Origin of the sequence: Nocardia sp. CDC160 (assembly GCF_035818795.1) — a bacterium.
In the GTDB taxonomy this organism is placed as follows: domain Bacteria; phylum Actinomycetota; class Actinomycetes; order Mycobacteriales; family Mycobacteriaceae; genus Nocardia.
Window position 1 is genome coordinate 509,253 of record NZ_JAYKYT010000005.1, and the last position, 13,526, is coordinate 522,778.

The 13,526-nt window shown below is 68.5% G+C and carries 13 protein-coding genes; 6 read left to right on the forward strand and 7 right to left on the reverse strand.

The window, feature by feature from the left end; genetic code table 11:
* The first annotated feature begins 23 nt into the window (after nucleotides 1–23).
* Together pdxR and VMT40_RS30145 are read left to right on the forward strand one after the other, a co-directional pair.
* On the forward strand, nucleotides 24–1,574 hold the full coding sequence (gene pdxR / locus VMT40_RS30140) for a MocR-like pyridoxine biosynthesis transcription factor PdxR (RefSeq protein ID WP_326362797.1): 1,551 nt from the start codon (nucleotides 24–26) through the stop codon (nucleotides 1,572–1,574).
* 31 nt (nucleotides 1,575–1,605) lie between these two features.
* Nucleotides 1,606–2,013 (forward strand): RidA family protein, encoded by a 408-nt coding sequence (locus VMT40_RS30145; RefSeq protein ID WP_326362799.1) that lies wholly within the window; start codon nucleotides 1,606–1,608, stop codon nucleotides 2,011–2,013.
* Here the strand turns inward: VMT40_RS30145 and VMT40_RS30150 are convergent, their stop codons facing one another.
* The 4 genes from VMT40_RS30150 to VMT40_RS30165 all read right to left on the reverse strand — a co-directional run bounded on the left by VMT40_RS30150 (nucleotide 2,014) and on the right by VMT40_RS30165 (nucleotide 5,118).
* Nucleotides 2,014–2,682, reverse strand: coding sequence for a lysophospholipid acyltransferase family protein (locus tag VMT40_RS30150; RefSeq protein WP_326362434.1), 669 nt, complete (start codon nucleotides 2,680–2,682; stop codon nucleotides 2,014–2,016).
* Nucleotides 2,683–2,797: 115 nt separating this feature from the next.
* A complete protein-coding gene (locus VMT40_RS30155; protein ID WP_326362435.1) occupies nucleotides 2,798–3,463 on the reverse strand; it encodes a hypothetical protein in 666 nt (221 codons plus the stop codon).
* Between the two features lie 73 nt (nucleotides 3,464–3,536).
* The gene (locus VMT40_RS30160; protein ID WP_326362436.1) at nucleotides 3,537–3,815 is read right to left on the reverse strand and encodes a hypothetical protein; all 279 of its coding nucleotides are present in this window, start codon (nucleotides 3,813–3,815) and stop codon (nucleotides 3,537–3,539) included.
* A gap of 211 nt (nucleotides 3,816–4,026) precedes the next feature.
* Nucleotides 4,027–5,118, reverse strand: coding sequence for a tetratricopeptide repeat protein (locus VMT40_RS30165; RefSeq protein ID WP_326362438.1), 1,092 nt, complete (start codon nucleotides 5,116–5,118; stop codon nucleotides 4,027–4,029).
* 181 nt (nucleotides 5,119–5,299) lie between these two features.
* Between VMT40_RS30165 and VMT40_RS30170 the strand changes: the two genes are divergently transcribed.
* Complete coding sequence (locus VMT40_RS30170; protein WP_326362439.1) at nucleotides 5,300–5,572, forward strand: hypothetical protein; 273 nt, start codon at nucleotides 5,300–5,302, stop codon at nucleotides 5,570–5,572.
* On the opposite strand, the gene VMT40_RS30175 is transcribed toward VMT40_RS30170, so the two are convergent.
* Entirely contained in the window at nucleotides 5,569–6,882 is a 1,314-nt protein-coding gene (locus VMT40_RS30175) for a sensor histidine kinase (protein ID WP_326362440.1), read from the reverse strand. The two genes, VMT40_RS30170 and VMT40_RS30175, sit on opposite strands and share 4 nt — an antisense overlap.
* Nucleotides 6,883–6,941: 59 nt before the next feature.
* Entirely contained in the window at nucleotides 6,942–7,604 is a 663-nt protein-coding gene (locus VMT40_RS30180) for a response regulator transcription factor (RefSeq protein WP_326362441.1), read from the reverse strand.
* Between the two features lie 74 nt (nucleotides 7,605–7,678).
* Here VMT40_RS30180 and VMT40_RS30185 point away from each other — a divergent pair, with 74 nt between their 5' ends.
* The 3 genes from VMT40_RS30185 to VMT40_RS30195 are packed head-to-tail and all read left to right on the forward strand — an operon-like array spanning nucleotide 7,679 to nucleotide 12,336.
* Entirely contained in the window at nucleotides 7,679–9,631 is a 1,953-nt protein-coding gene (locus VMT40_RS30185; protein ID WP_326362443.1) for a glycoside hydrolase, read from the forward strand.
* Complete coding sequence (locus VMT40_RS30190) at nucleotides 9,628–10,551, forward strand: endonuclease/exonuclease/phosphatase family protein (RefSeq protein WP_326362444.1); 924 nt, start codon at nucleotides 9,628–9,630, stop codon at nucleotides 10,549–10,551. Before VMT40_RS30185 ends, VMT40_RS30190 begins: the two co-directional genes overlap by 4 nt.
* A 60-nt stretch (nucleotides 10,552–10,611) precedes the next feature.
* The gene (locus tag VMT40_RS30195; protein ID WP_326362446.1) at nucleotides 10,612–12,336 is read left to right on the forward strand and encodes an N-acyl-D-amino-acid deacylase family protein; all 1,725 of its coding nucleotides are present in this window, start codon (nucleotides 10,612–10,614) and stop codon (nucleotides 12,334–12,336) included.
* Here VMT40_RS30195 and VMT40_RS30200 read toward each other — a convergent pair whose 3' ends face one another.
* Entirely contained in the window at nucleotides 12,337–13,329 is a 993-nt protein-coding gene (locus tag VMT40_RS30200) for an AraC family transcriptional regulator (protein ID WP_326362447.1), read from the reverse strand. It abuts the gene before it with no gap.
* Nucleotides 13,330–13,526 lie beyond the last annotated feature (197 nt).

The window sequence follows — 13,526 nt, forward strand, 5'->3', positions numbered from 1 at the left end:
GGGCCAATTCCGAATTCGACGCGATGAAGGACGCCGCCCCCGAGGGACCGGTGGGTGCGGAGGGTGGGGCGGCGGGGGTCGATTTGTATTTGGCGGTCGCGAGCAGCGGTGGGCGGCGTGCGCAGGTGATGTCGGCGTTGCGCGAGGCCATTCGTTCTGGGCGGCTTGCGCCTGGGACGCGGTTGCCGCCGTATCGGAGTTTGGCCGCGGATCTCGGGATTGCGCGGAATACCGTGGCGGCCGCGTATGCCGAATTGGTGGAAGAGGGTTGGCTGACGGCACGGCAGGGGTCGGGCACGCGGGTGGCTCAGCGTGCGGCTGCCATGCCGGTCGAGCGCGGTGCCCCGATGCAGGTCGAGCGCACGGCCGCTATGTCGGTCGAGCGCAGTACCCCGATGCCGGTCGAGCGCACGGCCGCCATGCATGCCGATCGCAGTACCCCGAAACCGGTCGAGCGCGGCCCCTTTTCGGCGCGGCGCGGTTCGGGCCGGGTCCTGCACGATCTGCAACCCAGTTCTCCTAATGCCGCGGCCTTTCCGCGTGCCGACTGGGTTGCTTCGACCCGCCGGGCGATGGCGGCGGCTCCCAATGAGGCCTTCGGGGTGGGTGATCCGCGTGGGCGGCCGGAGTTGCGGGGCGCGGTGGCCGAATATCTGAGCCGAGCGCGCGGCGTCCGCGCCGATCCCGGGCGGATTGTGATTACGACCGGGTTCGCTCACGGGCTGCACCTCCTTGCCGACGCCCTCGACGGGCCGATCGCCATGGAGGCGTATAGCCTTCCCTATCACCGAGAGCTGCTGCGCGACAAGGGTGTTCGAACGGTTTCGATCGGCGTGGATACGCACGGGGCGGTGGTCGAGGAGCTGCGGGACAGCCCCGCCCGAGCGGTCCTCCTGACTCCCGCCCATCAGTACCCTACCGGTGGCCCCCTGCATCCGGAACGCCGTGTGGCCGTGGTCGATTGGATTCGCTCCACCGGGGCGTTCCTGCTCGAGGACGACTACGACGGCGAATTCCGTTACGACCGTGAGCCGGTGGGAGCCTTGCAGGGCTTGGATCCCGATCGCATCGTCTATCTCGGCTCCGTCAGCAAGAGCCTCTCCCCCGCCCTGCGCGTGGGCTGGATGGTGTTGCCCGACACGCTGATCGACCGGGTGCTCGCCGTCAAGGAGGACCGGGAGATGTGGGTCAGCGTGATTGCCGAGCTGACCCTCGCCGACTTCCTCTGCCGCGGGGCCTACGATCGCCACCTGCGCCGCACCCGAACCACCTACCGCCGTCGCCGCGCCCTGCTGGTCGAGACCCTCGCCCGCCGAGCGCCGCACATCCGGATCACCGGCATTGCCGCCGGATTGCACGCGGTCCTCGAACTCCCCACGGGCACAGAGGAATCCACCCTACGCGCGGCCCGCCGACTCGGCCTGGCCCTCGACGGCCTGCACCGCTACCGCCATCCGGACGCCACCGTGCCCGCACGCGACGGTCTGGTCATCGGCTACGGCACCCCGGCCGACCACGCCTTCGGCCCGGCACTCGAAGCACTCTGTCTGGCCCTCCCGCAACCCGATCGCTAATAGAATTGCTCCCCCGCCCGGGCTGTGCAGAATTAGCCCGGTGACGAATCGACAGAATGTTTCCTCGGGTGCGGTATGGGAGCCCATTGTGGGCTATTCGCGGGCGGTCCGGGTCGGGCAATGGGTGTCGGTCGCCGGGACCACCGCCGCGGCACCGGACGGCGGGGCCGTGGGCGGGGACGATATCGCCGAACAGACACGGGAGGCGCTGCGGCGGATCGCGGCGGCGCTCGCCGAGGTGGGAGCCGGTGTCGAGAACGTGGTGCGGACACGGATTTTCGTCACCGACATCAGCCGATGGGAAGAGGTCGGGAAGGCGCACGGTGAGGTGTTCGCCGACATCCGTCCCGCCGCGTCGATGATCGGCGTCAGTCAATTGATCGATCCGGCCCTGCTGGTCGAGATCGAAGCCGATGCGGTCGTGCCCGAAATCGATTAATCAGTGGGCCTGCGCGCGTAGCGATTCGATGCGATAGCGGAGGTGGTCGAGGAGCTTTTCGGGATCGTCGAAATCGGCGGGATCGATGGGCGTGCCGAAGTGCACGATGACCGGATGGCGGCGGTTGAAGGCGGGTCCGTCGCCCCGGGCGCGGCGCGGCGGGAGGACTCCGTCGGTGCCGGTGGTGGCGACGGGAACGATGGGAACGCCGGTCGCCAAGGCGAGTGTGGCCACGCCGGGTTTGTACGGCTCGGATTCGCCCGGGGCGACCAGGCGGCCCTCGGGGTAGATGATCAGGACGCCGCCGTGCCGGAGGACCTGTTCGGCCTGTGTCAGTGCGGTGCGGCCGGATTCGGGGTCGCGGCGGATTACCGGGATTTGGCCCAGGCGACGGACCAGCCAGCCGACGACCGGCCAGGTCCACAGTTCGGCCATGGCGATGGCGATCGCGCGGCGGCGCAGCGCACCCCAGAGGAAAACGGCGTCGAGCATGGAGATGTGGTTGCTCGCCACAATGACCGGGCCGGTCGCGGGAACGCGATCACGCCCGATGACGGTGACATCCACAAAATTGGACCAGGCCAGCGTGCGCAGCAGGCGGCGGACCAGGTGGGTTGTCAACCAAGCTCGCTTGCCCAGACCCCTTGGGCGGCGGGTGGATTCGGTCATCATGCTCCATTCGGCGGTGCGGCAACGGGATTCATCTTCGTCGCGCGTCCGCCGATCCGGCAGCGCAAAACTACTCGAGCCTACGAAGGTTCGAGAGCGTGGTGCCCGAGAGCGGTTAGTCCGCTTCGGGTTCGGGGGCGGTTCGGGTCCACGGGCCGCCCCGGGACTCACGGGTCGCGTGCTCGCCGGGTTGCAGATTCGCGACATCCATGAGGGTGGGGTCCTCGTCAATGGCGTGATACAGGTGGCCGATGTGGCCTTCACTACCGGCGTCGGTAGGCCCGATCAGCTGCCACAGGTCGTCGTCATCGTCATTGCTGACCAACAGGATCGGCTCCTGCTGCTCGAAGACCTCGGGCGTCTGAATACACCGGGTTCCCAGCAGCCAGTGGCGCATCCACCACGCGCGCGGATCGTTCTGCATCACATTGTCGACCACCCACCAGATGAATGGGAGATCCTGGTGCGCGCGGGCTTCGTCACGGGTCAGGTCGGGTCCGCCCTGCGGCACCTGCTCGAACGGATCGTCTACCAGCGAGAATGCATGCGCGTCGTCATGCTCGAACACCACGGCGTGGAAGGTCGCACCACCCGGATTCCCCACCCCGATACCCACACTGAACCGCCCAACATGCGGATCCCCGCCCGTCGTCCAGCCGAACGCGTACGACGCGAGTTCCCCATTCGGCCCGATGAACTCACCGAAAGCCCGCCTGTCCATCCCGGTCACGTCCGCCGTCGGAACCTCGATCAGCTTGCCCGGAATCACTTGCACATCCACCAGCGAACCCTAACCGAGACAACGCCGTGGGTCCCCGCGTCGGGGTCGGCGCGGGGACCCGGGGGCGGGGCGGCTACTCGCAGAGTGGGGCGGGATCGGTGGAGCTGTTGGGCAAGCCGTTCTGGTCAACGCCGCCTTGACCGTGCGGGCCGAGGGTGCCGTCGGGGTTGGCACCGGTGCCGCCCGACGAGCCGCCGACCCCCTTCCCGGCCCCGACACCGCCACCTCCATTGGTTTGGCAGCCGCCGGTTGGGGTGTAGCCGTCCTGACCGAAGCCCGCGAGCGCGGGCGCCGCACCACTGAATGTGGCGGCGAGGACGACCGCCAGTCCGATGGCGAATTTGCGAATCATGATGTCCGCCTTCCTGGGACCGTGGACATCTCCGAGCGAGATGCGCCCGGATCACGAGACCCAATCCACCCCCGGTTCGCCACCCCGCCCCGCCGTCATCCTTCCGTCACACCTGATCGAGAATGCGACCGCCGACGCCACCACGGGCTAACGGTTCCGTCGCCCGGCTCGTTGTCGCGCGGCCATCCGCACCCGACGTGTGCGGCCCTGGTCAGCGAGCAGGTCGAGAACGACCGAGGAGTCCAGGTCCCGATTGACGCTCCGGTAAGGAAAACAAGATCGCGCCATCCGAATTCTCGGTATGGATACCCATGTCCGCCAAGATTTTTGCGGCGCGATCGACGTGTGCTTCCGTTGGCACCACGCCCGCCCGGCCGTCGATGTCTTCGCAGGAGCAGACGGTGTCGCAGCCGTGCTCCCATAGCGCGGTGACGATGTCGGCGAGGGCGGTGTCGACGCAGGCTTGTTTGTCGGCTACGCGGATGTGCTGTTGGTGGTGGCGCACGGCTACCAGGCCGCCGTTGACGAGTTCGCAATGGGCGCAGAGGGGATAGGGACCCAGGACCACCTTTCCGGCCTGCTCCAATCGGTCCAGGAACAAGTCTCGGTTGTTGGTCGCCGCGCGCACGTGCTCGACGAACGAGCCTGGCCGTTCGTCCTCGAGGCGCTGGTAGAGCTGCAGGGCTTCGTCGGTGGCGCGCAAGGCGTCCGTGAGGCGGTCCGCGTCGTCGGCGTAGACGCCCAGCTGGTGCATCGCCGCGGCCAAGGAGCGGTTGTAGTCGGGCCGACGGGCGGTGAGACGCCGCAGGATTCGTACGAGTTCCATGCCGAGCGATAGGGCCTCGTGCGGGTTGCCGTGGGCGTTGAGGGCTCGGGCGAGGGTGTCGAGTGCGACCAGCAGGGCGGGCCCGAATCGCCGCGGGTTGTCCGTGAGATGGTCGCGGCACAGTGCGAGTGCCTCGCGTGCGCTGGCCAGGGCCTCGGGTTCGCTGCCCAGGCTTTGCAGGATGTCGGCGCGCACGCAGAGGGCGATCACCAACTCGGCGCGGTAGCGGCCGCGCCGGGCCGAGATTCGGCGGCGACAGATCCGCACCGACTCGTCGACGGCGGCCAGGGCTTCCGTTTGCTGTCCCGCTTCGAGCTGACAGCGCGCCAAGATTCGCAGCGCCCCGGCCAGACTCGCTCGAGTGCCGGGTGTGACCGCGCCCAGACTCCGGATGATTTGGACGGTGTACGTCATGGTTTCCAGATCGCTCTTACTCTCACGAATGAGGCTCGTGATCCAGAGAGTTCGTCGGCGCATCACGGTGCTCCCCCCTTTGTTCCCATTGTGCCCGCGCCGGATGAGGATTTCGTGAGGCGCTGGACAAGGCGGCGAACCAGGCCATATAGCTGATAGCTATCGCGACATTTCGGGCGTAGCGTTGGTGTTGCCACGGTCGTGGCGAACCCGGAGAACAATAGATAAAGGCTCGTGTGCTGCCATGTCTGGACGCTGGTGGCGTAATACCGTATTGCAACAACTGTTTCGATCGCCCGGAAGCGCGGCGGTCGTCTTTCTGGCCCTCGACGACGGCGATGAGGTCATTACCTTTCCCAGACTCAACTGGGGCGTGGTGGCGACCGCCTTCGCCCTGATCCTCGGTCTGGCCATCGGACTCATGGTGTTGGTGAGCTCGGCGCATTTCGATGCGCCGCAGACGCCGACACCGACCCCACCGGCGGCGTGTGACCCGTTCTGCCCGACGCCGACCTAGCCGCGACTCGGGAACGTGAGGGTGAAAGTGGTGCCGCCCGCGGTCGATTCGACCGTGGGGGTGGCGTCGTGGAGCGCGGCGACCTGGGACACGATCGCGAGTCCCAGGCCGTGCCCGGGAGTCGAGCGCGCCGAGGGGGAACGGTAGAAGCGGTCGAAGATGTGCGGGAGATCCTCGGCCGAGATGCCCGGGCCCGCATCGCGCACGGCGAGCTCGTGGTCGGCGACGGTGACGTGGACCGTGCCCTCGGCCGGGCTGAATTTCGCGGCATTGTCGAGCAGATTGGTGATCGCCCGCGACAATCGGGCCGGTGCGCCCGCCACGGTGACGGGGTGCAGATCGGCGTCGAAGGTGATTGCGGGCCAATGCCTTCGGGCGACGGCCAGGCATTCGGCGGCGAGCAGATCCAGGCGCAGATCCTCGAGGGATTCCCGCGCCGCGTCCGGCTCGTCGGCGCGCGCGAGGTCGATGAGATCGGTCACCAAACCCGACAACTCCTCGGACTGCACGCGCAACGCCGACACCGTCTCATCGAGGTCTGCGGCCGACATCCGATCGGCGCGGCGCAGCAGATCGATATTGGTGCGCAATGCCGTGAGCGGCGTACGCAATTCGTGCGAGGCGTCGGCGACCAGACGCTGCTGGGCGGCGCGGGAATCCCGTTCGGCGGTGAGCGCCGCGTCGAGTTCATCGAGCATGGTGTTGACGCTGACCGCGAGCCGCGCCACTTCATCGGATCCGGTGACGGTGATGTGTTGTTTGGGATCCCTTGTGCGGGCGACCCTTTCGGCCGCCTCGGTGAGCGTCGCCACGGGCGCGAGGGCACGCCGAGCCAGCACGGTGCTGAGGAGCGCGGCGAGCACCAGCCCCGCGCCCGCCGCCGCGAGCAGCGCGATGCCGACCCGGCGCTGTCCGGTGTCGACGGTGTCGGAGCGCTGGGCCACCTGCACCGCGCTGCCCGGCCGCAACTGCGTCGTGTACATCCGCATGCGATACCCGTCGAGGGTGAAGTCGGTGAAGAAGGCGTCGGTGGATCCCGCTGCCACAGCGCGGGTTTCGGCATCGACGGGCAGGGAGTAGTCGGGCAGATGCTCGGATTCGATGCGGCCGTCCGCCGCCACCACCTGCACACAGCTGGGCGCGGCCAGATATTGACACGGCCCCGAGATCGCCGCGACCGACGGCTCCGCCGGAAACTGCCGGGCGATCCGCGTGGCCTGGCGACGCAAACCCAGATCGAGGCTGCTGTTCAGTTCGTGCCCGACCACCACGTAGGCGGCCGTCGCCATCCCGGCCAATGCCAAACCCATTGCCAGCACAAAGAATACGGCGATCCGCCCGCGCAATCCGAGACGATCCCACACCCGCCTCACGACGGCCCCAACCGATATCCCACCCCGCGCACGGTGTGAATCAGCGCCGTCTCCCCCTCCACTTCGAGCTTGCGCCGCAAATACCGGATGTACACCTCCAGCGAATTCGACGTCTGCTGACCCCACACCCGCTCGATCAGCGTCTCGCGCGGCAAGGCCTGCCCGGCATTGCGCAACAGCACCTCCAGCAGCGCGAATTCGGTTCGGCTGAGGTCGATCTCGCGGTTCCCGCGCCGCACGGTGTGCGCGGTGGTGTCCAGCACCAGATCTCCGGCCGAGAGCACCGCCCCGTCCTCGGGGTAGGTGCGCCGCACCAGCGCGCGCACGCGGGCCAGCAACTCGTCGAGATCGAATGGCTTGACCAGATAGTCGTCGGCCCCGGCGTCGAGCCCCTCGATCCGATCGGCCACCGCGTCGCGCGCGGTGAGCATGAGGATCGGCGTGCGGTCGCCGCGCCCGCGCAGGGTGCGGCAGGTGGCCAGCCCGTCCATGAACGGCATGAGCACATCGAGCACCACGACCTCCGGCTGCCAGCGGGCAACCTCGGTGAGCGCGGTCGCGCCATCGCCGACGCCCCGGGTCTCATAGCCCTCGGTGGCGAGGGCGCGCACCACTGCGTCCCGCACCGCGGCTTCGTCGTCGACTACCAGTACACGCACCACACGGATCATACGGACGACACCACCTGGGATTTCTCATCCAACTCTCATATCGGTCCGCGAGCGTGGCGGCCATGAGACTTCGGATACCGCATCGCACCCCGGCCGTCCTGGCCATTCTCGGGGTGGCCGCCGCCGGACTCACGGCCTGCGGGAAGGACGCGACCGCACCGACGCCGACCATTGACGGCAATTACGTGGCTATCCCGATGGGCGGCGGCACGGCTCGGGTCGACACCAAAACCCTGGGTGTCACCGCGAACGCCGACGGCAAGTCCTATGAGCTCTCCGCACCGGCGGGCGACGCTCTCGGCGCGACCGGCCCGGTGCGCGTCACCGGCGCGACGGCGACCTGGTCGTATCCGGATCGGGCGCTGACCGTCTCCGCCACCGCGGAGGACGGTCGTCTGCGCGTCACCGTCCACAGCGACCGCGACGGCTCCCTGCGATGGCCCGTCACCGGCACCGACGCGGCGAGCTCGGCCCTGCAACTCCCGCGCGGCGAGGGCCTGTCCCTCCCGGTCCGCGACCCGTTCTGGAATGGCCCCGACACCGGTCTGATCGGCGAATCCCTTCCGCTCTCCTCCGCTTTGACCATGCCGTTCTGGGGTTACCGCGTGGGCGATCGCGGCGTCGGCTACATCGTGCCCACCGATATCGGCAGCAGCGTCACGGTGAATTCGGAGGGCGGCAGGCTGATCGCCGACGCCACCCACGATTTCGCCGCTCGCGCGGGCACCAGCGACTACACCGTCGACTTCGCCCTCACCGACGCCTCCCCCGTCGCGGCCGCCAAGGATTACCGCGCCTGGCTCATCCGGCACGGCGAATTCCGTTCCCTGCACGACAAGATCGACCAGAACCCCGAGATCGCCCGGCTCCTCGGCGCTTTCCACGCGTACCTGTGGGGCGAGGCTCGCACTCCCGAGGCCATCGCGCAGATGAAGACTCTCGGCCTGTCGAAGATGTGGCTCGGCTACGACTCCGGCAACGACCCGATGTCCGAGGCGGCCGTCACCGCGGCGAAGAACGCGGGATACCTTGCGGGCCCCTACGATTCGTGGGCCAATGCCCAGGATCCCGCCACCGCGGACAATCCGTCCTCCCGCTGGCTGGGCACCGTGTGGCCCGACGGCTGCGTCCACGACGCGAAGGGCACCCCGGAGACCGGCTTCGGCAATCGCGGCTGCTACCTGAGTTCTCAAGCGCTGAACCAGGATCCGGCGCTCTACCGGGACCGCTACGCCGCCATGACCGCCAATGGCGCGAACAGCTACTTCCTCGACGTCGACGCCGCGGGCGAGTTCTTCGACGACGCCACCCCCGCCCATCCCATGACGCAGCGGCAAGACCGCGACAATCGCCTGGCCCGCATGCGCTGGCTGTCCGAGGACCGCAAGACGGTCCTGGGTTCGGAGGCCGCGGGCTCCTGGGCGGCCCCGGTCCTGGCCTTCGATCACGGTGCCCAGAACCCGATTTCGGATCGCCTGTGGACGCTGCAGCGCGACCGTCAGGCCTGGGGTGCCTGGTATCCCGATACCGCGCCCAAGGTGTTCTTCCAGCCGGTGGATCTGCCCGCCGATCTGATCACCGCCATGTTCGATCCGGTGTACCGGGTGCCGCTCTACGAGACCGTCCTGCACGACTCGCTGGTCAATGTCGATCGCTGGGAGCTGTCGTATTACAAACTGCCGCAGCAGGAGACGATGCGGGCGCTGACCGCCATGCTCAACAACACCCCGCTCAACTTCGTGTTGGACGGCAAGACGCTGCAAGAGCACGGCCCCGAAATGGCCCGGCTGCAACAGTTCTTCGCACCCCTGCACGAGCGGGCGGCCACCCTGCCCATGAGCGATTTCCGCTGGCTCAGCGACGATCACCTGGTGCAGCGCAGCGTCTTCGGCGACGGTGAGCTCACGGTCACGGCCAACTTCGGCACCGCCGACTACCACGGCCTGCCCGGCGGCTGCGTCGACGCCCAGTTGAAGGGCGACGCCAGCCCCCGACGCCTCTGCCCCGCCCAATGAAATCCGGCACTCTCGTATTCGTCGCCGCCGCAGCACTTCTCACGGTGCTGCTGGCCGCGCACGACCGGATACCCGATGCCTTCGGCCTGGGTGTCGCCCTCGATACCGCCGCGCCGTGGCTCATCGCCCCGGTCCCGGTCCTCGCGGTGGTGGCGGTGCTGTGTCGCCGCCCGGCGGGTGCCGCGGCGTTCATCGCACCGCTGCTGGTGTGGGCCTACACCTTCGGTTCCTGGTGGGCGCCGACGGCCGCGGCCACCGCACCGTCGTCGTCGGGCACAGTGAAGGTCGTCTCGCAGAACCTCTTCGCCGACAACCCTTCCCCCGTGTCCACCGCCCGTGCCCTCGTGGCCACCAACGCGGACCTGATTGCCGTCCAGGAGTTCGCCGGTGCCGACCGCCCGCCGATTCAGCGCATCCTCGATGCCGCCTACCCCTATCACGAGGAGCGCGGCACGGTGGCCCTGTGGAGCCGCTATCCGACCTCCGACACCACCACCGCCGATGTCGGCATCGGCTGGCAGCGCGGGCTGCGCACCCACGTCGATACCCCGTACGGCGATCTGGTGGTCTACGTGGTGCACCTGCCCTCGATCCGCCCGGCCGACACCGCCACCCGCAACGAGGGCCTGAAAGTCCTATCGCGCCAACTGAGCACCGAGCGGGCACCGCACGTGCTCGTGGCGGGCGACTTCAATACCGCGACCACCGACCGCCACTGGGCATCGTTCGCCCCCGGCTACACCGACGCCCAGCTCATCCCGGGTTCGGGACCCGGATTCACCTGGCCCAGCACCTTTCCCCTCGCCCGCCTGGATCACCTGCTCGTGCGCGGTCTGCACCCCGTGACGGCCTCGGTTCAGCGCGTCCCCGGCCCGGATCACCGCGCCCCGACCGCGACCGTCGCCTTCCCGCGACGCTGACCCCGGCGCATACTCCCGTAGGTAGTGAAAACGGCGGTATGAAGAACAGGGTGGTGCGAGATGGCTCAGTGCGACTTGGTCATTCGCGGCGGCACGGTATTCGACGGGACCGGGAGACCGGGCGTGCGGGCCGATGTCGGGGTCAGCGACGGCAAGGTCGCCGCCATCGGCGCGGACCTGCCCGAGGGGGTGCGCACGATCGACGCCGTCGACAAGTGGGTGCTGCCCGGCATGCTCGATGTGCACACCCACTACGACGCCGAAGTGCTCGGCAATCCCGGCCTGGGCGAATCCGTCCGGCACGGTGTGACCTCGGTGGTGCTGGGCAACTGCTCGCTGTCCACGGTGTACTCCGAGGCCGAGGACTGCGCCGACCTGTTCGCGCGCGTGGAGGCCCTGCCGTGGGACGCGGTGCACGGGGCGGTCAAGGAGCACAAGGATTGGGACGGCCCGCACACCTACGCGAAGGCCATCGCCGATCGCCCGCTCGGCGCGAATGTGGCCGCGTTCCTGGGCCATTCGGACATGCGCGTCACGGTCATGGGCCTGGCCCGCGCCGTCGACGCCCACGCCGCGCCGACCGACGCCGAGCTGAAACGCATGTGCGCCATGCTCGAGGAGGCCCTCGACGCCGGATTCCTCGGCCTGTCCACCATCCGCAGCTCGTTCTCCAAGCTGGAGGGCGTGCGTTTCCCGACCCGCCAGCTGCCGTCCACGTACGCGACCTGGCGCGAATACCGGGCCCTCAACGCGATTCTGCGCCGCCGCGGCCGGGTGCATCAGAGCACCCCGAACCTGACCTCCCGCGCCGAGATCGGCCGCTACTTCGCCGAGAGCGCCGGGCGAATCCGCAAGCCGCTCAAGACAACTCTCATCGCGGGCATGGACGTCAAGGCCGATCGCACCACCGCGCGGGCCGCGACCGCGGCCGCCTGGATCGCGAATACCGTTGGCGGAGCCCAGTTCCGGTGGCAGCATCTGCCGGTGCCGTTCGAGGTGTACGCCGACGGCGTCGATCTGGTGGTGTTCGAGGAATTCGGCTCCGGTGTCGCCGCGCTCAATATTCGCGATGTCATGAAGCGCGGCGAACTGCTGGCCGACGAGGGCTACCGCCGACAGTTCCGCAAGGACCTGGCCAAGAAATACGGTCCGCGCGTATGGAATCGGGACCTCTACGACGCGGTCATCGTGTCCTGCCCGGAAAAGGAGGTCGAGGGCAAGTCGTTCGGGGCGGTCGCCGACGAGCGCGGCATCGATCCGGCCGACGCCCTGCTGGATCTGGCCGTCGCGCACGGTGCGCGGCTGCGCTGGCGCACGGTCATCGCCAATGACCGCGAGGAGGTCCTGGACCGGCTCCAGCGCTCACCGGTCATGCAGGTCGGTTTCGCCGATTCCGGTGCGCACCTGCGCAATATGGCCTTCTACAACTTCGGCCTGCGGCTGCTCGAACGCGCGCACCGGCGCGGGTTCCTGCCGATCGAGGCCGCCATTCACCGTGTCACCGGCGAACTCGCCGACTGGTACGGCCTGGACGCGGGCCGACTCGCGGTCGGGGCGCGCGCCGATATCGCCGTGGTCGACCCCGCGGGTTTCGACGGATCCAGCAGCGAATACGCCGAAGCCCCGTTCCCGGGTGTCCCGGGCCTGAATCGGATGGTCAATCGCAATGATCGCGCGGTGGCCGCCACCGTTGTGGGCGGCCACCCGGTCTACGAATACGGTGAATTCACACCGGGATTCGGCACCACACTGCACGCAGGCACGTTCCTGACCGCCACCAGTTGATCACACCGGTTCCGGCACCCGGGCCCGCAGCCCGCGGGCCCGGTATTCCTGTGGCGGACAACCCTTCCACCGCCGGAACGCGCGAATGAAGGAGGCGGCCTCGGCGTACCCGAGCCGGGCCGCCACCTGCTCGGTGGTCATATCGGTGTGGTCGAGCAATTCCTCCGACAGGGCCTGGCGCACCTCGTCCAGCAGCGCCCGGAACGAGGTGCCCTCCTCGTGCAACCGCCGCGACAGGGTGCGCGGGCTCACGAAAAGCTCGGCCGCGACCTCGGATTGATCGGGAATCTCCCCCGGATTGCGCACCAGCAGATCCCGCACCGCACCCGCCACCCCCGAGCGGGCGTGCCGCCGCGCCAACAGATCCCGGCACATCTGCTCGCAATTGCGCCGCGCCCACTCATTGGCCTGCGGCAGCGGCACATCCAGATACGCGGCGTCGAAGACCAGTTCGTGCTCGACCGCGCCGAAGCACGGTTCGAGCCCGAACACCGACCGGTAGCGCGCGGTATCGGTCGGCGACGCGTGCCGGAAACTCAAGCGCCGCACGGGAACTCCCACCGAGAACAGCTCCCGCCCGATCATCTGGATGCCGGTCATGACCCGCTCGGCCAGGAAGGCCCGCACGTCCTCGGGCACTTCGTGATCATCGAAGCGCAGCACCCCTTCGCCGCCGACCTCCACGAAACTCAACTGCCCGAACGCGAAGGCCAGCTCCACGTACCGCAGTGCCACCTCCACCGCGTCGCGCAGCGTCCGGCTGGCCAGCAGCGCCAATCCCCACGGCCCGTACACCGAAATGTGATACCGACTGCCCGCCTCCACCCCGAGCCCCGGCTCATCCCCGAAGCGCGCGAGCAGATTCCGCACCACGGCGAGTTCCTGCCGGGCGGTGACTTCGGTATTCGCGTCGGCCACGGCCGACGGCGAGAGTCCGGCCCCCGCCAGACAATCCCCCGTCCGCATTCCCCGTTCCTCCGCGAGCTGCGTCATGATGTGCACGCTGGAGGTATTCCTGGCTAGATCCCAGTCGAACATGTACGCGGTCCTCTTCGACTTCTCCCGACCCTCATCTGTTCCCCATCGGGTTGGCGAAACATATCAACGGCAGACCACCCGGTGTGGCGCATCGGACAGATTCGTCACGTAACGGCCGCGCGGTCAGCGCGATTCATGTAGGTCGGCCCGGA

Coding starts and splice junctions, on each gene's coding strand:
- pdxR (WP_326362797.1), top strand. CDS start 24: ATGAAGGACGCCGCCCCCGAGGGACCGGTGGGTGCGGAGGGTGGGGCG.
- VMT40_RS30150 (WP_326362434.1), bottom strand. CDS start 2,682: ATGACCGAATCCACCCGCCGCCCAAGGGGTCTGGGCAAGCGAGCTTGG.
- VMT40_RS30160 (WP_326362436.1), bottom strand. CDS start 3,815: ATGATTCGCAAATTCGCCATCGGACTGGCGGTCGTCCTCGCCGCCACA.
- VMT40_RS30165 (WP_326362438.1), bottom strand. CDS start 5,118: ATGCGCCGACGAACTCTCTGGATCACGAGCCTCATTCGTGAGAGTAAG.
- VMT40_RS30170 (WP_326362439.1), top strand. CDS start 5,300: ATGTCTGGACGCTGGTGGCGTAATACCGTATTGCAACAACTGTTTCGA.
- VMT40_RS30175 (WP_326362440.1), bottom strand. CDS start 6,882: ATGGGTTTGGCATTGGCCGGGATGGCGACGGCCGCCTACGTGGTGGTC.
- VMT40_RS30185 (WP_326362443.1), top strand. CDS start 7,679: ATGAGACTTCGGATACCGCATCGCACCCCGGCCGTCCTGGCCATTCTC.
- VMT40_RS30190 (WP_326362444.1), top strand. CDS start 9,628: ATGAAATCCGGCACTCTCGTATTCGTCGCCGCCGCAGCACTTCTCACG.
- VMT40_RS30195 (WP_326362446.1), top strand. CDS start 10,612: ATGGCTCAGTGCGACTTGGTCATTCGCGGCGGCACGGTATTCGACGGG.
- VMT40_RS30200 (WP_326362447.1), bottom strand. CDS start 13,329: ATGACGCAGCTCGCGGAGGAACGGGGAATGCGGACGGGGGATTGTCTG.